This is a genomic window from Ruegeria sp. (assembly GCF_965221235.1).
Taxonomy (GTDB): domain Bacteria; phylum Pseudomonadota; class Alphaproteobacteria; order Rhodobacterales; family Rhodobacteraceae; genus Ruegeria.
In genome coordinates this window covers 40,649-60,100 of record NZ_CBDCRS010000005.1, presented here as the reverse complement: position 1 = coordinate 60,100, position 19,452 = coordinate 40,649, and the positions used below count along the sequence as shown (strand labels likewise).

The window sequence follows — 19,452 nt, the reverse complement described above, 5'->3', positions numbered from 1 at the left end:
ATGAACTGCGGCTAAAACCGGACAACGAGGTTGTCGCTACCGGACAAAATGGTTGACGGCGTACAATGCCCGGTTGTGCCGTCATTATTGAGATCGGCGTCATAAAACACCTCAACATCCACGACATTGTCGATGTTGGCCGCGCTCTGAAACTGGCCCTGACTGTTGACGGTCCATTCCGAGTATTTGCCGTTGGTGTTGACCCACAGCACCCGGTAGCCGCCGGTAGCGCCATCAGCTTCGGCCTGAACGGCCTGCCAGTTCGCATAGCTATCCGGCCCGACATCGTTGCCGTTCAGCGATAGCACGACGCTGCCACCCAGCAGGTAATGACCCTGCGTGGACGCCTCCAGAGTTGACGTGCCATCGGATTCAATGGTCGTTGTCGTATGCCCGATCGCGCCGTCATTGTTGAGATCGGTGTTATAGAACGCCTCAACATCCACAACACTGCCGATATTGGTGCTGCTCAGGAACTGGCCCTGACCGTTGGTGGTCCATTCCGAATACTGGCCGTTGGTGTTGACCCACAGCAGCCGGTAGCCGCCACCATCGGCCTCGGCCTGAATGGCCTGCCAATTCGCATAGGTTTCGGACCCGATGTCATCGCCATTCCGCGACAGTGATACACTGCCGCCAAGCAGGTAATAGCCGTGCGTGGACGATCCCAGAGTCGTCGTGCCTTCCGTTTCCAAAGTCGTTGTCGTATGCCCGATCGTTCCGTCATTGTTGAGGTCGGCATCATAAAACACCTCGACATCTACGACGTTGTCAATGACAGCGGCGCTTTGGAACTGTCCCAGACTGTTGACACTCCATTCCGAATACTGGCCGTTGGTGCTAACCCAAAGCATCCGGTATCCAGCGCCATCAGCCTCAGCTTGAACGGCCTTCCAATTTGTATAGCTGCTGGACCCGATGTCATCACCATTCCGCGACAGTGATACACTGCCGCCAAGCAAGTAGTAACCGTGCGTCGAATCTTCAAGCGTCGTCGTACCATCCGACTCCACAGCCGTTGTCGTATGCCCGATCGCGCCATCATTGTTGAGATCGGCGTTGTAGAACGTCTCTACATCCACGACGTTGTTGATATCGGCGGCGCTTTGAAACCTTCCTAGGCCGTTGACGGTCCACTCGGAATACTGACCGTTGGTATTCAGCCACAGGATGCGATAGTCGCTTCCCGACGCTTCGGCCTGAATTGCGCTCCAGTTCGCATATGTTGACTCGCCAACCGCGGCTCCATTTCGAACAATAGCAATGTTGGATGTAGCCCCATCCAGCAAGTAAATCCCCTGCGCGGCATGTTGCAGCGCAGTTCCTGTCACCTCGATATCTCTGATGCGCGTCGCCGCGATAAGCTGGTTGGCGTCAAACTGCTCCTCGCCATCCCCAAACATAAAGCGTTCAACATCTGCACCTACCGTAAAGGTTATTCGCGCCACTACGTTGAAGAAAGTGTAGTTTCCGCCAACAACTGAAAACAGGAAGCCGCTTGTTGCGCCTATAAAGGAAGCCGTGTCAAACCCGCTGCCACCAAAGAAAGACCCTGAATTATTTCTTATAATGGCAGTATCATCGCCCTCGCCACCATAAACCGTATCTGCGCCGAATCCACCAGCCAGCCGGATTGTGTCATGCCCGTTTCCGCCGTAGATTGTATTATTGTTGGACCCGTCTGAACGTGAATTAATTGTGTCGTTGCCATCATTGCCTCGAAGGGTGTTGACCGCCTCGTTTCCAAAGATGGTGTCGTTACCGGACCCGCCGGATGCGTTCTCGATTACGACGCCAGCTGCGATGGTATAGCCACCTTTTACACCTGCGGCATAAGAAACGCCGCCACCGCCGCGCACCGAGTAATCCAGTGTGGCGGGCCGCAAATCAAGTACAGCATTCTGGCTGCCGGTATGGCGCAGCGTGTCGATGCCACCTGTATCCCAGATCGCCTGATACCCGACCCCGGGCGCGTTTGAAGACGCGAGACTATAGGTGTTGTTGCCGCCATTGGTCGTCGTGTTTGCACCATACATAGCCTGAAGCGCGGCAATGTCCAAAGCGCCCAAGCCGGTCGAGCCACCAAATGTCGCCGACGACGGAAGGAAGCCATCGCGCGACGTCCAGCCGTCATTATATGACATCACGGTGTAAACGCCCTGATTCAGATTGCCGACGCCAAAGGAGTTAAACGGACTGGTCACGCCCTGCATGACAGTTGTATTCAGACCGTCATCATGCGGATGCCCCAGCCCGAGAGCGTGTCCCAGTTCGTGCAGAATCGTGGTGAAGAAGAACCCGCCCGGATCACCATTGGCCCCGGCATTCCAGAAGTCGGTGTTGAACGCCCCCTCGGACGGGCGGCTGGAAGGGGTATAATGATAACCCAGCGTGGTGTTGGAACCGAAGTACGAGCTGGGCGCGATGTATTCCACCAGATCAGCCGATGACGGATTTGCCACCTCGACAAAGCGGATATTTGCAACGGACTCGATGGCAGCCAAAGCGGCGCGAAAATCACTCCTGTAGGCTTCTGTCCAAGCCTGCGTGCCGGGCTGTTGTGCGAAACTGTAGGTGATGGTTGTGGTCGTTGCAGGGTCACCGTCACCATAAGCCCAGGCACCCTGGATTGCGCTAACGGGCGACGATGATGGCGGTTGAGGTGAGTAGGAGATCATATTTTCGTCCTGAATGCTTGGGTCGCGATGTCCGCTGTCGCGATCGGTATTCTAGCCAATTTTAGATGCATCGGCCTAAAAAAGAGAGCAGCCTCTGCGTAACTTTGAGTTTTGAACTATTCGGCGCTTGGTAAACGGTCCAAATGGCACACGATTTGTGGTGAGAATGGAAACATGAACAACTCTCCTGCGCGTACCCTACCCTTGTCCGGGCTGCGATCTTGAGTCCTCCGAAATAGTTTTAAAGGTATTATACTCAATCAACTACCGCTCCACATCAGGTCATAGACCATTTTCCAATGCTTCGCCCCCACCAGCAAAGTTAAATCACACCTGCCTAAGGCAGAGAAGTGCTTTGCAGATCACAATTTTAAGCTGACAACAGCCGTGGCTCTTCGGTCACATCCACGTTAGGTATTGTCGTATTACATGCCACATCAGGGGAATATGTCCACGCAATATACTTGCCAGAGCAGTTTGAAATGACCCTGACAGGGCGCAGTTGTGACGCAGAACGCCGACAGGACGATTCTGAGTCCTGAGAGTCTGCTCTCCCGTCGCCCAACAAGAGCTTCCCTGTCGGGAAAGAATATTTCCTTGCAGGACCACTACCCAAAACGGCCCAACCTGTGTCAAGGTCAGACAGGACCACCTAATACACGACAGAGGACCCTGATGGCGCGGACAACGAAAAACAAAAAGCCAACAGCCCTGTCGCAGGATCCTCACAAGGTTCGGGACATCGGCGAGAAGAACCTTGAGGTCGCTATTGGTCGCGAAATCAAAGCCCTGCGCCTTCAGCAATCTGTTACGATTGCGGAATTGTCGGCGTCAACCGGCCTTTCGATCAGCATGTTGTCCAAGATCGAAAACGGCGCGACCTCGGCGTCATTGACTACGCTGCAACTGCTGGCCAACGCCTTAAGCGCGCCCATTACCTCGTTCTTTCGGGGTTATGAGGAAACCCGGAACGCGGTGCATACCAAAGCGGGTAAAGGGGTTGAAACGGAACGCGCCGGAACGCGCGCCGGGCATCAGTACAACCTTCTGGGCCATCTGGGGGCAAATGCCAGCGGCGTGGTGGTCGAACCTTACCTGATCACTCTGACCGAAGAATCCGACCGGTTTCCCACCTTTCAGCATGGCGGGATAGAAATGCTGTACATGCTTGAGGGTAAAGTCGAATACCGCCACGGCGACTCGGTCTATTCGCTTGAACCCGGGGATACACTTTTCTTTGATGCAGACGCGCCCCACGGCCCAGAAGACCTGGTGAAACTTCCTGCGCGCTACCTGTCTGTGATCTCGTATCCGCAAAGCAACTAGCGTCTAACCCTCTGATTTCTTTCAGCCCGCAGGCAAACACGCCTGACGGGCATTCGAATTGCGTCTGATTGTTGTGAAGCGTGTTTCCCTCTAGGAATATTTTTTTCTTTTTGTTGTTTTTCCGAATTAGGGCTGCTAGCGTCCCGATGACGAAATTTCAGAGGGCAAAAGCTGATGTGTGGAATTGTCGGTCTGTTTCTTAAGGACAAGACTTTGGAGCCTGAATTAGGCTCAATGCTGACGGACATGCTGGTCACAATGACCGACCGCGGCCCGGACAGCGCAGGTATCGCAATTTACGGCGCAGAGTCGGATGGTGCCGCCAAGCTAACGGTGCAGTCGGATTCTCCGGATCAGGACTTTGCGACACTGGCGGCTGATCTAGGGGCAGCGATAGGAACTGAGGTTTCCTTGCGGTCAAACGATACGCACGCCGTGCTGGAACTGGACGCCTCGAAAGTCGACCAGGCACGTCAAGCCGTGCGAGAGTTGCGCCCCGAATTGCGCGTGATGTCGGACGGCGAGACGATTGAGATATACAAAGAGGTTGGCCTGCCCAAAGACGTGGCAGATCGCTTCAAGCTGTCGACCATGGGCGGCAGCCACGGGATCGGTCATACACGAATGGCAACGGAATCCGCGGTGACGACTGAGGGCGCACACCCGTTCAACACCGGTTCGGACCAGTGTCTGGTTCATAACGGGTCGCTATCGAACCACAACTCGCTACGCCGCAAGCTTAAGCGCGAAGGTGTGCGGGTTGAATCGATGAACGACACCGAAGTAGGCGCGGCTTACCTGACCTGGAAGATGCAAAACGGAGCCACGCTGGGCGAGGCACTGGAAAGCAGCCTGGAGGATCTGGACGGGTTCTTTACGTTCGTGGTCGGCACCAAGGATGGGTTCGGCGTGGTCCGCGACCCGATCGCCTGCAAACCGGCAGTGATGGCCGAGACCGATCAATACGTAGCGTTCGGCAGCGAATACCGTGCGCTGGTGAACCTTCCGGGCATCGAAGATGCCAAGGTCTGGGAACCCGAACCCTCGACCGTTTATTTCTGGAGCCATTAAGATGCAGACGTATGATGTTGCAGAAAACGGCCTGCGCGGTTTGAACTCGACCCTGCAGGCGCAAAGTGCCGAGACCAACCAGACCAATTGGGAAGTTCAGAACCCCAAGGGCAGCCATGCCATCGCCGTGGGTCTGGACGCACCGATTGAGGTCACCGTCAAAGGTTCGACCGGCTATTACTGCGCGGGGATGAACCAGCAGGCGACCATCAAGGTCGAAGGCTCGGTGGGTCCGGGCGTGGCCGAGAACATGATGTCGGGTACCGTGGTCGTCGACGGCGATGCCAGCCAATATGCCGGTGCGACCGGCCATGGTGGGTTGCTGGTGATTAAGGGAAATGCCAGCTCGCGCTGCGGGATTTCGATGAAGGGCATCGACATTGTCGTGCATGGCAATATCGGCCACATGTCGGCGTTCATGGCGCAGGCGGGCAATCTGGTTGTTTGCGGCGATGCGGGTGATGCGCTTGGCGACTCGCTTTATGAGGCGCGGCTGTTTGTGCGCGGCTCGGTTAAAAGCCTGGGCGCGGATTGCATCGAGAAAGAGATGCGGCCTGAGCATATCGAAATTCTGACCGACCTGCTGGAACGCGCGGGCTCGGACGCCAAGCCGGAAGAGTTCAAGCGCTACGGCTCGGCCCGTCAGCTTTACAATTTCGACGTCGACAACGCAGCCGCTTACTGAGGATGAAGGGTATGAAAGATATGGATCAGACCATCCCCCGCACCATGCCGATTCAGTCGGCGACGTTTACAAACCCGATCAACGCCGAAATTCGGCGCGCTGCGGCGACCGGCATCTATGACATTCGCGGTGGCGGTGCCAAACGCAAGGTGCCGCATTTCGACGACCTGCTGTTTCTGGGCGCCTCGGTCTCGCGCTATCCGCTGGAAGGGTACCGTGAGCGCTGCGATACCTCGGTGACGCTGGGTACGCGTTTTGCCAAGAAGCCTATCGAGTTGGACATTCCGGTGACCATCGCGGGCATGAGCTTTGGCGCTCTGTCCGGTCCGGCGAAAGAGGCTCTGGGCCGTGGCGCATCGGCGGCGGGCACCTCCACCACCACCGGTGACGGCGGTATGACGCCCGAAGAACGCGGCCATTCGTCGAAGCTGGTCTATCAGTACCTGCCGTCTCGCTATGGCATGAACCCTAACGATCTTCGCAAGGCCGACGCGATTGAGATTGTGGTAGGGCAAGGCGCGAAGCCCGGTGGCGGCGGCATGCTGCTGGGTCAAAAGATCAGCGACCGCGTGGCCGAGATGCGCACACTGCCCAAGGGCATCGACCAGCGCTCGGCTTGTCGCCACCCGGACTGGACCGGGCCGGATGATCTGGAGATCAAAATCCTCGAATTGCGCGAGATCACCGACTGGCAGGTGCCGATCTACGTCAAAGTTGGCGCAACCCGGCCTTACTATGACACCGCGCTTGCAGTGAAAGCCGGGGCCGATGTTGTGGTGATGGACGGGATGCAGGGCGGCACCGCCGCGACGCAGGACGTGTTCATCGAACATGTCGGCATTCCGACACTCGCGTGCATTCGCCCCGCCGTTCAGGCCCTGCAGGATCTGGGCGTGCATCGCGAAGTGCAACTGGTGATCTCGGGCGGTATCCGCACCGGGGCTGATGTAGCCAAGGCAATGGCCCTGGGCGCGGATGCGGTGGCCATTGGCACGGCGGCTCTGATCGCTTTGGGTGACAACGACCCCAAATGGGAATCCGAGTATCAGAAGCTGGGCACCACCACCGGGGCCTATGACGACTGGCACGAAGGTCAGGACCCGGCAGGCATCACCACGCAGGACCCGGAACTGGCCGCACGCCTTGACCCGATCGAAGCGGGCCGCCGGTTGCGCAACTACCTGAAGGTGATGACGCTTGAGGCGCAGACCATCGCGCGCGCTTGTGGCCACAACCACCTGCACAATCTGGAACCCGAGGACCTCTGCGCCCTGACCATGGAGGCCGCCGCAATGGCCAAAGTGCCGCTGGCAGGCACCGACTGGTATCCGGGCAAAGCCGGGTTCTGATCGACACATGACACCAAGGCGCGGCCCCGAAAGGGCGGCGCTTTTCTTCTTTTGAACCAACAGGGAAAGGAAAGCCGACCATGACGACAGATCTGGCAGCTTTCGCCAAAGAAAAAGGCGTCAAATACTTCATGATTTCGTTCACCGACCTGTTCGGTGGACAACGGGCCAAACTGGTCCCCGCGCAAGCGATTGCCGACATGCAGGAGGACGGCGCGGGTTTCGCGGGTTTTGCCACCTATCTCGATATGACGCCCGCGCACCCGGACATGCTGGCCGTGCCGGACCCGTCTTCGGTAATCCAACTGCCATGGAAGCCCGAGGTCGCCTGGGTTGCGGGCAATTGCGTGATGGAGGGCGAGGATGTCGCCCAGGCCCCGCGCAACGTGCTGCGTCGCCTGATTGACGAGGCCGCCGCCGAAGGCATGCATGTGAAAACCGGCATCGAGGCCGAGTTCTTCCTTCTGACCCCGGATGGCGAGCAGATCAGCGACCCGTTCGATACCGCCGAAAAGCCGTGTTACGACCAGCAGGCGGTGATGCGCCGCTATGATGTGGTGCGCGAGATTTGCGATTACATGCTGGAACTGGGCTGGGGTCCGTACCAGAACGACCACGAGGATGCCAACGGCCAGTTCGAGATGAACTGGGAGTTCGACGATGCCCTCCGCACCGCCGACAAGCATTCCTTCTTCAAATTTATGACCAAATCGGTGGCCGAAAAGCACGGCTTCCGCGCCACCTTCATGCCCAAACCGGTCGAAGGGCTGACGGGCAATGGATGCCATGCCCATATCTCGGTTTGGGATGCGCCGGGGGCGGATGCAAAAACCAACGTCTTTGCGGGCGAAGGCGACGGCCCAACCGGCGAATTGGGCCTGGCCGAACAGGGTAAGCACTTCTTGGGCGGGATCATGAAACACGCCAGCGCGCTGGCCGCAATCACCAACCCGACGGTGAACTCCTACAAACGCATCAACGCGCCGCGCACCATGTCGGGCGCGACATGGGCTCCGAACACGGTGACATGGACCGGCAACAACCGTACCCATATGGTGCGGGTCCCCGGCCCCGGCCGGTTCGAGCTGCGTCTGCCGGATGGCGCGGCCAACCCGTACCTGCTGCAAGCTGTGATTATCGCGGCGGGCCTGTCGGGCATCCGTTCCAAGGCTGATCCGGGACAACGCCATGACATTGACATGTACGCCGATGGCCACACTGTCAAAGATGCACCGAAACTGCCGCTCAACATGCTGGACGCGCTGCGCGAATACGACAGGGACACGGAATTGAAAGCGGCAATGGGCGCAGAGTTCTCGGCCGCCTATCTGAAGCTGAAACATCAGGAATGGAACTCGTTCGTCAGCCATTTCTCGCGGTGGGAGCAACAGCACACGCTGGATATCTGATCCCGACTGTCGTGTTCCAACCTTTCGTGTCGCCCGGGCGTTCGTCGCGCCCGGGCGCCCATGTTTCAATACAGCAACTGGCCTGAGGTGATACGTGATTGACACCCGACTAACCCGCCTGTTCGGATTGACTTGCCCCGTGGTCCTGAGCCCGATGCCGGGGCTGGCCGATGGCCGCCTCGCCTCAGCAGTGGCACAGGCCGGAGGGCTCGGCATAATTGGCGGTGGGGGCTGCGACGCGAACTGGATCGAGACACAGTTTCGTGAAGCCGGGCGCGAGGCGGTCGGCTGCGGCTTTGTCACCTGGCGCTTGGCACAGACACCAGAACTGCTGGACCGTGTGTTGGCCCGGCGTCCGCGCGCGATCTTTTTGACCCATGGCGATCCCCGCCCCTTTGCGCCGCGCATCGCACAGGCCAAAACCCGGCTGATCTGTCAGGTACAGGACCTGCACGGCGCGGCCCTTGCCGTCGAAGCGGGTGCTGACGTGATCGTTGCGCAGGGTAATGCGGCGGCGGGACACTCTGGCGCGCGCTCAACATTTACGTTGCTGCCGGAAGTGGCTGATTTTCTGCACCGCGAAGCCCACGATACACTGCTGCTGGCTGCGGGGGGTATCACCGACTCTCGCGGGCTGGCCGCCAGTCTGGTGATGGGCGCGGACGGTGTCGTCATGGGTACCCGGCTGTGGGCCAGCCGCGAAGGGTTGGGCGCGGATCATCACGCCCGCCATGTCCTGCGCGCATCCGGCGACGACACAAAATTGACTGCGGATGCGGATTGGCCCGATCACGCGGCTATACGCACACTGCACAACGGATCGCCCGAGAGTCCCGCCAGCGAAGGAATCGGCGTGATCCGAGATGTTCCATCGGTCGACGAGATACTTGCCCAGATGGACCAAAAGGCCAGCCGCCTGATGGTCCATGCACAGCGCAAAGTCATCCGGTGATCTGCGTGCGGTCCAACACCAGATACGAACCGACTGGTGTACTGAGGTCGGATACATGAACTGAATCGGGTTGCTGAGAAGACGACAGCCCTCAGGAGACGCTCACTGACTGCGAAACCATCAAGTAAACTCAGCACCAGCATCAGTTGATTGCAGATTCTTTAACATTTTGGTGTTGATTTCGTAAATTTATGTAGACACGGTGCGTTTTTCGCAGTTCACTGACGATCAAGCGCTGAGTCACGGAAACCCGAACCATGTCGCGACATCGACCTTGAAACCCTAAGTCAGGAACTTGAACGATGAAGCCACTCCATTCGTTGCTTGAGTCTTTCTACGAAGAATCCACCCTGAAACGCGGCTTGCCGGCAGCGGCCTATAAAGACGCTGAATTCTGGCGGGCCGAATGCGCCTCGGTCTTTACACGCAACTGGGTTTGCGTGGGATTTGCACATGAGCTGCAGGCCGCCGGAGATGCAGTGCCGGTCACGCTGGCCGAACACCCCTTGCTGCTGGTGCGCAATACCGCAGGTGAGATCAAAGCGTTCCACAATATATGCCGCCATCGCTGCCTGACTCTGGTGGATGCACCAAAGAATGTGGGCAAGCTGATCCGCTGCCCCTATCACGCCTGGGCCTATGATCTGGACGGGCAGTTACGGGCGGCACCCCATTTCGGCGGCGCGAACGATCACAAGGCGGACGGGTTTGACAAGGCGGAAAACAGTCTGGTGCCGGTGCGCAGCCATGTCTGGAATGATTGGATTTTTGTCAACCTCGACGGGCAAGCGCCAGAATTCGACGAATACTCAGCCACGATTCAAGGCCGCCTTGATGGTATGGATTGGGACAAGTTGGAATGTATCGGAACGCTCGATTTCGGCGAGGTGGCCTGCAACTGGAAGTTCATCATGGAGAACTTCATCGAGCCCTATCATGTGCAGTTTGTGCATTCCTCGACCACCGATCAGCCGCTTGAAGATCACTATACCATTATCGACGGCAACTGTCTGGGCAGCGCGGTCGATCTTGACGAAGAGGTCGGAACATCCGGCAGTCTGGCAGTCAGCTCGCGGTATCTGACGCTGTACCCGAACTTTATTCTGGGCCGGTATTTCCCAGATCAGCTGGGAGTTTACCTGAACATCCCCACAGGCCCCGGCACGATGATGCAGAAACGCGCGCTTTACACCACCGAAGGCCAGAACCTGACAGCGGACGAGGTCGAAGGCCTGAAGAAATTGTGGTGGGACGTCCATAAAGAAGATCATGAAATGACCGAAAGGTTGCAACTGGGACGGGCCTCGACCGTCGCAGAGGCAGGCGGCGTACTGTCCCCCGCGTGGGAAGACAGCGTGCGCGCGTTTCAGGAAATGGTGGCGCGGGATGTGACCGCGACCGAAACACACTGAGTTAAGGAGACTGATGTGACGGACAGCTTAAGCAGCGGCTTCCGCCTTGCCCATACGATGATGCGCGTGACGGACATGGAAAAATCGCTGGAATTCTACTGCGGGATTCTGGGAATGCAGGTCCTTCGCCGCACGGATTATCCCGAAGGAAAATTCACCAACACCTTCATCGGCTACGGCCCCGAGGCGGAGTCGCCGACGCTGGAGCTGACCGCGAACTGGGATCAGGAAGAACCCTATGACAAGGGCAACGGCTGGGGGCACATCTGTATCGAGACCCCCGATGTCTACAAAGCCTGCGAAGATCTGGCCGCCGCTGGTGTGAACATCACCCGCCCGCCGGGGCCAATGAAGAACGGCACCCGCGTGATCGCGTTCTGCGAAGACCCGGACGGCTACAAGGTCGAGCTGAACGAAAGCATTCTGAAACATCTGGCCAAGGAAGGGTCCTGATCCATGGGCGAAAAACCGAGACTGATGAAATGGGACCTTGTCGATGATCGCTACAACCAGATCGGCGACAAGGATAGTGACACCTACATCAAACCGATGGTCACCAGCGAGTTTTCCAAGACCATGTGCGGCGGCATCAATGTTCTGAAGAACATCAAGGTGCCGTGGGACCTGACCTGTGACGAGATCATCTATGTTCTGGAAGGCACCTTTCGGCTGGTCTGCGATGGTGAAACCTACATCTGCGACCGCGGCGATGTTCTCTATATCCCCAAGGACAACCACATCTCATACGAGGCGGATGATCGCTGCGTGATCTTCTACGCCGCCTATCCCCACAACTGGAAGCAACTGGCCGGTATCACCAAGGTGCCCGGCATCGATCCGGATGATTTTGTAGCGGGCTGATGCACCGCTGCGACCTGAAGGCAGGCACCCTATATGCTCTCCCAACAATCGGGGTGCCTGCTTTCCCTTAACGGCAAACAAACGCCCACATTCCAGACTGCCCGGCCACGATGAAACGACGGGTGGCACCCTGACAGGAGGACACCTCATGCCCAAGGACAACGCGAACAGCAAAATCTACTACGAGAGCTTTCACGACGCGGTGGAACGCAACCGGCCGAAGATCCCCGAGGTGAAGAAACGGCTGGAAGAGGCAGGCGTCAAATACGTCATGGGGGCCTGGATCGATTTGCACGGCATCCCCAAGACGAAGCCCGTCCCGATGAGCGACTTTGAGGCGCTGTGTCTGGGCAAAGGCCCGCAATTCGCGGTGCATTCGATTTCCTTCGTCCCCGAACTCAGCCCCGCCGACAGCGATCAGGTCGTCGTGCCCGATCTGGATGCGGTCTATATCTGCCCGTGGGACACATCGATGGCGATCATCTTCTCGGACCTCTACTGGGAAGACGCACCTTACAATGTCTGCCCCCGACAGGCGCTGAAACGCGCGATGCATGAGGCCGCGCAGGAAGGGTATACCGGCTTTGCCGGGGTCGAGCCCGAATTCATCGTCATGAAATACGACGAGGCCGGTCAGCCGGTGAAAGCGTTCGACGATGACCCTGCAGAGGGTCTGCGACCGCGCCGTCAGGCCTTTGGCTACGACGTGGAATACTCGGTCGACTCGATGCCCTTCCTCAAGGATATGATCGACATCATCGAGGGGCTGGGCTGGAACCTGCATGATGTGGTCGCCGAGGGTGCCTATTCGCAGTTCGAGCTTGATTTCCACTATACCAACATGCTGGAAATGTCCGACCGCCTGGCGTTCCTGCGCATCGTTTTGAAAGAGGTCGCCAAGAAACACGGCATGTTCGTCACCTTCATGCCGAAGCCCACCGTGGGCGACTGGCGCTCGGGCGCGCATATCAACATGTCGATGCAGCATGAAAGCCGTCCGGGTCAGAACATCTTTGAAACCGAAGATGGCAGCGACTGGTCGGATGAAAGCCGCTGGGCTGTCGGTGGCCTGATGCAGCATGCCGAGGCGATCACTGCGATCACCTGTCCGACCGTGAACTCGTATAACGGTCTGGTCCCGCGCGTTGGCGGGTTCGAAGGCGGCACTGTCACCTGGGCCCCGACCAATATCACCTACGGGTTCAACAACCGCTCGGCTCAGTTCCGCCTGCCGCAAAGCCGTCACTGCATCGAAAACCGCGCCTGCGATATGACCATGAACGTCTATCTGGCGATGGCGATGCACCTGAGCTGCGCGCTGAAAGGGATCAAGAACAAGATCGATCCGGGCAAGCCGACCGACTTCGATCTGTACGCGAAAACCGAGGCCGAACTGGTCGAGCTGGGCATCCGCCGCCTGCCCCGCACTCTGTACAACGCCATCGAGGCCCTGCGCCATGATGACATGGCTGAGCATGTGATGGGGCCAGTGATGCGCAAATCCTACCTCGAGTACAAAAATGACGAATGGGAACGTTATCACCAGTCGGTCACAGACTGGGAAGTGCAGGAATACCTGCGGCTCTACTAACCTAAAAACCACACGGCCCCGGCATGCGTCGGGGCCGAATTTCTTTGAACAGCAGGGCAAATGATGGCGCAGGACTTCCAGATATTCGAGCTAGGTGATTTTCAGTTGTTGTCGGGTGAGGTCCTGCAAGATGCAAAGCTGGCCTATCAGACCTATGGCACCCTGTCGCCCGCGCGGGACAATGTGATTGTCCTGCCCACTTTCTACACAGGCACCAATTCTCGCAATGAAGGCTTCTTCGGGCCGGGCCGAGCGATTGATCCGGCGCGGCATTTCATTGTCAGCCCCAACCTGTTTGGCAATGGCCGGTCGTCCTCACCGTCGAATACACCGGCCCCGCAGGACGGTCCGCGCTTTCCTCTGATTCAAATGTGGGACAACATCGCGGCCCAGCACCGGTTGGTCCATGATCATTTGGGCATTGACCGGATCGCCTTGGTCGCGGGCTGGTCAATGGCCGGGTGTCAGTCCTACCAATGGGCCGCGCAATACCCAGATATGGTGCAGGCGATCCTGCCGTTTTGCGCCTCGGCCAAAACCTCACCGCATAACTTTGTGTTCCTTGAAGGGGTCAAAGCCGCGCTCTGCGCTGATCAGAGCTGGAATGGCGGCAACTACGACAGCCCTCCGATCGCCGGCTTGAAAGCTTTCGGACGGGTTTACGCCGGATGGGCATTCTCACAGACCTTCTATCGCGAGGGTTTGTACAAACAGCTTGGGTTTGAGACCGTCGAAGACCTGCTGCTGGATTGGGAAGTCGATCATGTCGAGGGCTGGGACGCCAACAATCTGCTGGCCAAACTGGCAACATGGCAAGCTGGCGACATCTCGGCCGGACCACTGTATAACGGTGATTTCAAAGCTGCCCTTGGCGCGATCAAAGCCCGCGCGATCCTGATGCCCTGCACTCAGGACCTGTATTTCCCGCCCGAAGACAACGCGATCGAGGCGCAGCACATGCCGAACGCAGACTTCCGCCCCTACGACTCTGCATGGGGCCATTGTGCCGCCAATCCGGGCAATGATCCGGGGTTCACAGCGGCGCTTGACGCAGGCATCCGCGAGCTTTTGCAGGCGTAAATCAAAACGGTGTATCTGCGATGAAGAATATCGACATGTTCAATGGAACTTCGGCGCGGCGCATCTTTACTCTCGTTGATCAGAAGACAGCAAAAGATGAAGCGCTCCGGAAAGTAGCCTTAGTTTGAAATTGCTTTCGGACAGTCCCTAGGATCAATGCTCAATACGGGGTCGGACAAATCCGTCCCAAACACGACATGAGGATGAGCTGTGAATACGCTTCGAAAACCAGAGCTGGAAAAACACACCCGGGCGCGGGGTACTCATTCGGTCGAAGAACGTTTGAACAGTGAAATCATCCGGATGCTTGAGGTCGACGGGCGGATGCCGTTTTCCGAAATCGCCCAGAAACTGAGCGTATCTGAAGGCACTGTGCGCAACCGGGTGAATGCGATGAAGGATGCAAGGCTTCTGCGGATCGTCGCAATCGCTGATCCTTCCGCGTCGGAATATAAAGCCGACGCAATGGTTTGCCTGAAAGTTGCGCCCGACATGACACCCCAGGCGGTAGCTGATCGGCTGGGTGCGGTGTCGAGCGTGGTCTACATCCTTTGGGTCACAGGACGCTTTGATCTGATGGTCGAGCTGGTCTGCGACGAGCCGGACGATCTTGCAACTTTTCTTGAGGAACATATCCATGGCGTCGAGGATATCGTGGACTCCGAAGTGATGCTGGGTTTGCGGAACTTCAAGAACCAGTTCCTGCTGAAGCGCAACTGGGAACACGGTCAGCTCAAGGCGTAAACCCTGAGAGCGCTGCTCTACAACAAATCCGGATCATTCGCGGCTTCGGCGCGCATCAGGGCCGTGATCTCGCGCTCGCAGTCGAGATAGCCAGGCAGGGCGATCAGGTCCTCTTTGCTGTGAAGTTCGATCCCTTTCTTGAACTCCAGATTCAGTACGGTTTTCAAACGTCCCGGGTTGGCCGACAGAAAGACGATCTTGTCGGCGAGAAAGATAGCCTCTTGTATGTCATGGGTGACCAGCAGGATGGTTGTATGCGTTGTTTCGACAATCTCAAGCAACATTTCCTGCATGTGCCAGCGGGTCTCGGCGTCCAACGCACCAAACGGTTCGTCCATCAGCAGAATTTCGGGTTCATTGGCCAAGGTCCGCGCTATGGCCACCCGTTGTTTCATGCCGCCGGACAGAGTTTTGGGATAGGCATCGCGAAATCGGGTCAAATGCACCAATGCCAGAAATTTTTCAGCTTTTGCGCGCCTTTCTTCTTTGGGCACGCCGTTCAGTTTCATCCCGTACTCGATGTTCTGGATGACGGTCAGCCATGGGAAGGAGGTGTAGCTTTGGAACACCATGCCGCGCTCGCGCGCGGGGCCCAGAACCTCGTGCCCATCCAGCTGCACGGTGCCGCTTGTGGGCTCTTCAAGCCCCGCCACGATGTTCAGCAATGTGGACTTCCCGCATCCCGATGGCCCCAGCAAAACGCACAGTTCGTTGCGTTCGACCGAGAATGTCACATTCCGCAAAGCCTCGACCGCGTGGCGTTTGCCGCCAAAGGTTTTGCAGACACTGTTAGCGGTCAGGATTGTGTCGTCTAACGGCATGTCAGTCCCCGTCGTTGCTGTGATCCGGGCGACATCTGCCGCCCGGCGGTGCATCGCGTCAGCCGCGATAGCCGGCTTCGTAAAGTTCACGGTGCAGATCACATTCGATCCCGGTTTCCGGTGGGTTGATCTGTTCGATCAGGTCGAACTTGACCCACCATTCGCTGACAAGGTTCCAGTGGTCGGCCATCTGTCCATTCGACTGATCAAACGGGGGATTGCCCGGTGCCGCGCCGCAGAACTGTGCGGCTTCCATGAAGTCATAAACGTACAATCCGCCATCCGTGCGACTGCCGTCTTTGCCCAGCACCAGTTCGACATCGGCCACGCTCATCTTCATGCCATCGGCAATGATCTGGTTGCCTTCGGTCGGGTTCTCCTGCCACCACGCGATCGCATCATAGAGCGCTTGTAGCGTTTTCTTTGCGGTTTCGCGGCGGTCGGTGACAAAAGCGTCGCTCATGTAGAGGCCGTCCGCGATCACGCCCTGTTGCAGCCAGTAAGGCTCGCGCGACTGCGCAAGAACGCTTGAGCCTTCCAGTGCTTTCAGCGTGTTTGCGCCATAGGGCTCCCAGAACTCGGATGCCGCAACCGAGCCGCCGATCATCGCGGCAAAGGCGTCATCGGCAATGATGTTGCGATAGGTGACAGAATCAAATTGCACCCCGTTCTGCTCGAGCCACATAGCCACAAAAATCTGCGACAAGCCGCCTTCCAGAACAGCGACCTCTTTCCCGACCAGATCCTCAGCGCTGCTGATGCCCGGGGCAGCGACGATTTTGTCGGTTCCGTAAGACAGGTTTCCAAAGGCCACCAGCTTGATCGGCAATCCGCTTTCAATGCCAACTGGGGTGAATTCGACCGTGGAGCTGACCACATCCATCTGGCCCGCAGCCACCAGATTGAAGCTTTCATAGGGGTCTTCGATGGCCTGGTAGTCAATGTTCAGATCTGGTGCCAATCCCTTTTCGATAGCGATGTGCCAGAACCCGTAGCCCGGCCAGGTAAAGCCGGAAATCTTGACGTCTTCGGCAGCCAGGGAAGCCGTGGGCGCCAGCGCCATGACAGCCCCCGCGACGGCGTGGCGAAATCCTGTGAAACTCATCGTATTCTCCTTCTCCTGTTGGTGGGCCAGCCCCTGCGTCTTTTGCGCATTGGGGATGATGCGAAAGGTGTCAGGTCTTCTCCTCGAGGTATGGGAAAGCGACGCGATACAGCTGTCTCAGCAGAAAATCGAACAGCAGGCCGAGAATGCCGATCACCAGAATTCCGGCCATGATCTGATCGACATGCAGGAACCGTTTGGCGCGCATCATCATGGCTCCGATACCGGCATCGGCGGCAGTGATTTCTGCGATCACCAGATAGGTCCAGCTGACCGCCAGCATCTGCCGCATGGCGATCATGATATTGGGCAGCGAAGCCGGCACGACCACCGTTCGCAAGATCTGCACGCGCGACCCGCCAAGCGTCATAGCAGTGCGGATCAGATCAGATGGGACAGCTTTGACGTGATCGGTGATCAGAGTGATTAGAAACCAGACCACCCCGATAAACAGCAATGAAAGTTTCTGCATGTCGCCTGCCCCAAACCACATGAGCAACAGCGGAATGAAGGACGGGGCGGGCAGGTAGCGCCAGGCTGAGACAAAGGGGCTGAAGAAGGCCTCGACCACTTTGAATGTGCCCATAAGCATACCCAAAGGGATCGCAACCGCGCAGGCTAAAGCAAAGCTGAAGACGACGCGCCAGATGCTAACGAGGACGTCGTGAAGAAAGGCATCCTCTGCAAACAAAGTATAAAGAGCGGACAGAACTTTTCCCGGCCCGGGCAGCAAAATGGGGTTCGTCCACTGCATCAGAACAGCAGCTTCCCACAGACCGAAGAACAAAACCCAAACCAGGATGCCCAAGCCGATGGACCATTTAACCGGAATATCCTTCTTGAATTCGAACACCCGCGTGCGACGCTTTGAGTTTAGCGTTCCAGAACCTGCTTGCGCCGCATTGGCAGGCGACAACGGTTTGTTAACAAGCTCGCTCACAAAACCATCCTTGTTCCCATGGGGCATAAATCTGCTGATCTCGCAGCCCTTAGCTCGATGTTATGATGATTTCGTATCTTTGAGAACAAAAATATTGCTTTTCGACACATAAATAGCGATGTGATTGTATAATAGAGCAATAAATGGTCACTAGCTGGCTGAAACGGTAACTCAGGCGACAGAATGCACGCGGAGATGCATATCGAGGCTTTGTGAGGCTCAGGCCATTGTCCGGGGCAAAAACGCAGGACTGGAGGGAACGATGAAAGCACGCCAATGGTTGGACAGCTATCTCGACGGATGGCGAACCGGGGATGCTGAAAAATCCCTGCAGGCAACCTCTGAGATCTTCTTTTATGATGACCCGGCAACAGGACGCGTCACGCGAGAAAATTTCATCGGTTTCGTCGAGGATTTCAAAGCAGCTGGTGCGGAATTGTCTGGCGGGCGCGTGCCGTCACCATTCTTGCAATATTCTGACCTTTCGATATGCGAAGGCACGCCGTCAACAGCGTGGTGCTGGTGGTGTGTGACGGGAACTGATTTGCAGGGATCGGCTTTGATCCGGTTTGATGACAGAGGTATTTTGTCAGAACGGATCGCCTATTTCACGAAAGATCCGGTGGCAACCGCAATACCGGATTGAACCTGAACACAAACCAATCCGGGCAATGATCCGAGGTGCACAGCGGCGCTTGACGCAGGTATCCGCGAGCTATTGCAGGAATAAGCTGGCAAGAGAACTAGGACGGAACAAATTTGCGGCCCAAACGACACCTCCGTTCGAAGGAACCATGTTGTTTCCCTGCGTTTCGCCTTTATGATCCGGGGTCAGGCGCGCGACCCGCGTCTGCAAAAACAAGAAGGAACCGGCGTGAACTTATCGCGGAAACCAGAGGCAGATAAAACGGCGCGTCAGCGTGGTACGCACTCGGTCGAAGAGCGTTTGAACAGCGAAATCGTTCAGATGCTTGAAATGGATGGCCGGATGCCGTTCTCTGAGATCGCACAAAAACTGGGTGTGTCCGAAGGCACCGTGCGTAATCGCGTGAATGCGATGAAAGAGGCAGGGCTGCTTCGGATCGTGGCCATCGCCGATCCGGCGGCCTCGGAATACAAAGCAGATGCGATGGTCTGCCTGAAGGTGGCGCCCGGTATCACTCCGCAAAAGGTGGCAGAGAGGCTGAGTGCAGTCTCCAGCGTGGTTTACATCCTTTGGGTCACGGGACGGTTTGATCTGATGGTCGAATTGGTCTGTGACGAGCCGGATGACCTTGCGCTGTTTCTCGAGGACCATATCCACGGGGTCGAAGACATTGTCGATGCCGAGGTCATGCTGGGCCTGAAGAATTTCAAGAACCAGTTCCTGCTCAAACGCAATTGGGAACAGGGCGCGTCCAAATAGTCGCGAATGTTCGGTATCGCGGA

General features: G+C 57.3%; 18 protein-coding genes. 14 read left to right on the top strand and 4 right to left on the bottom strand.

Annotated features, from left to right (window positions below; translation table 11 throughout):
* Positions 1-11: 11 nt before the first annotated feature.
* A complete protein-coding gene (locus ACOQOY_RS20965; protein WP_420587332.1) occupies positions 12-2,678 on the bottom strand; it encodes a M10 family metallopeptidase C-terminal domain-containing protein in 2,667 nt (888 codons plus the stop codon).
* A 675-nt stretch (positions 2,679-3,353) separates the two neighbouring features.
* Here ACOQOY_RS20965 and ACOQOY_RS20960 point away from each other — a divergent pair.
* The 12 genes from ACOQOY_RS20960 (at position 3,354) to ACOQOY_RS20905 (ending at position 15,158) form a co-directional block, all read left to right on the top strand.
* Positions 3,354-4,004, top strand: coding sequence for a helix-turn-helix domain-containing protein (locus ACOQOY_RS20960; RefSeq protein ID WP_420587331.1), 651 nt, complete (start codon positions 3,354-3,356; stop codon positions 4,002-4,004).
* A gap of 174 nt (positions 4,005-4,178) precedes the next feature.
* Positions 4,179-5,075: a class II glutamine amidotransferase gene (locus ACOQOY_RS20955; protein WP_420587330.1), complete on the top strand. Its 897-nt coding sequence runs from the start codon at positions 4,179-4,181 to the stop codon at positions 5,073-5,075.
* Between the two features lies 1 nt (position 5,076).
* Positions 5,077-5,760 carry a protein GlxC gene (locus ACOQOY_RS20950; protein ID WP_420587329.1) on the top strand — a complete coding sequence of 228 codons (684 nt, stop codon included), beginning with the start codon at positions 5,077-5,079 and terminating at the stop codon, positions 5,758-5,760.
* A gap of 20 nt (positions 5,761-5,780) precedes the next feature.
* Entirely contained in the window at positions 5,781-7,109 is a 1,329-nt protein-coding gene (locus tag ACOQOY_RS20945) for an FMN-binding glutamate synthase family protein (protein WP_420587524.1), read from the top strand.
* Positions 7,110-7,189: 80 nt separating this feature from the next.
* Positions 7,190-8,518, top strand: a complete 1,329-nt coding sequence (gene glnT / locus ACOQOY_RS20940; protein ID WP_420587328.1) for a type III glutamate--ammonia ligase — start codon at positions 7,190-7,192, stop codon at positions 8,516-8,518.
* 94 nt (positions 8,519-8,612) lie between these two features.
* Complete coding sequence (locus ACOQOY_RS20935) at positions 8,613-9,470, top strand: nitronate monooxygenase (protein ID WP_420587327.1); 858 nt, start codon at positions 8,613-8,615, stop codon at positions 9,468-9,470.
* A gap of 302 nt (positions 9,471-9,772) precedes the next feature.
* Complete coding sequence (locus tag ACOQOY_RS20930) at positions 9,773-10,882, top strand: aromatic ring-hydroxylating oxygenase subunit alpha (RefSeq protein ID WP_420587326.1); 1,110 nt, start codon at positions 9,773-9,775, stop codon at positions 10,880-10,882.
* A 15-nt stretch (positions 10,883-10,897) separates the two neighbouring features.
* Positions 10,898-11,335: a lactoylglutathione lyase gene (gene gloA, locus ACOQOY_RS20925; protein WP_420587325.1), complete on the top strand. Its 438-nt coding sequence runs from the start codon at positions 10,898-10,900 to the stop codon at positions 11,333-11,335.
* 3 nt (positions 11,336-11,338) lie between these two features.
* The gene (locus ACOQOY_RS20920) at positions 11,339-11,743 is read left to right on the top strand and encodes a cupin domain-containing protein (protein WP_420587324.1); all 405 of its coding nucleotides are present in this window, start codon (positions 11,339-11,341) and stop codon (positions 11,741-11,743) included.
* A gap of 148 nt (positions 11,744-11,891) precedes the next feature.
* Positions 11,892-13,334 carry a glutamine synthetase family protein gene (locus ACOQOY_RS20915; protein WP_420587323.1) on the top strand — a complete coding sequence of 481 codons (1,443 nt, stop codon included), beginning with the start codon at positions 11,892-11,894 and terminating at the stop codon, positions 13,332-13,334.
* A gap of 60 nt (positions 13,335-13,394) precedes the next feature.
* Entirely contained in the window at positions 13,395-14,414 is a 1,020-nt protein-coding gene (locus ACOQOY_RS20910) for an alpha/beta fold hydrolase (protein ID WP_420587322.1), read from the top strand.
* Positions 14,415-14,624: 210 nt separating this feature from the next.
* The gene (locus ACOQOY_RS20905) at positions 14,625-15,158 is read left to right on the top strand and encodes an Lrp/AsnC family transcriptional regulator (protein WP_420587321.1); all 534 of its coding nucleotides are present in this window, start codon (positions 14,625-14,627) and stop codon (positions 15,156-15,158) included.
* Between the two features lie 17 nt (positions 15,159-15,175).
* Here the strand turns inward: ACOQOY_RS20905 and ACOQOY_RS20900 are convergent, their stop codons facing one another.
* The 3 genes from ACOQOY_RS20900 to ACOQOY_RS20890 form a co-directional block, all read right to left on the bottom strand.
* The gene (locus ACOQOY_RS20900) at positions 15,176-16,069 is read right to left on the bottom strand and encodes an ABC transporter ATP-binding protein (RefSeq protein ID WP_420587320.1); all 894 of its coding nucleotides are present in this window, start codon (positions 16,067-16,069) and stop codon (positions 15,176-15,178) included.
* Entirely contained in the window at positions 16,038-17,084 is a 1,047-nt protein-coding gene (locus tag ACOQOY_RS20895; RefSeq protein ID WP_420587319.1) for an ABC transporter substrate-binding protein, read from the bottom strand. The genes ACOQOY_RS20900 and ACOQOY_RS20895 overlap by 32 nt, the downstream gene beginning before the upstream one ends.
* A 70-nt stretch (positions 17,085-17,154) precedes the next feature.
* Positions 17,155-18,024 (bottom strand): ABC transporter permease, encoded by an 870-nt coding sequence (locus tag ACOQOY_RS20890; RefSeq protein WP_420587318.1) that lies wholly within the window; start codon positions 18,022-18,024, stop codon positions 17,155-17,157.
* 280 nt (positions 18,025-18,304) lie between these two features.
* Here ACOQOY_RS20890 and ACOQOY_RS20885 point away from each other — a divergent pair, with 280 nt between their 5' ends.
* Together ACOQOY_RS20885 and ACOQOY_RS20880 are read left to right on the top strand one after the other, a co-directional pair.
* Complete coding sequence (locus ACOQOY_RS20885) at positions 18,305-18,670, top strand: hypothetical protein (RefSeq protein WP_420587317.1); 366 nt, start codon at positions 18,305-18,307, stop codon at positions 18,668-18,670.
* A gap of 228 nt (positions 18,671-18,898) precedes the next feature.
* Positions 18,899-19,429 (top strand): Lrp/AsnC family transcriptional regulator, encoded by a 531-nt coding sequence (locus tag ACOQOY_RS20880; protein WP_420587316.1) that lies wholly within the window; start codon positions 18,899-18,901, stop codon positions 19,427-19,429.
* Positions 19,430-19,452 lie beyond the last annotated feature (23 nt).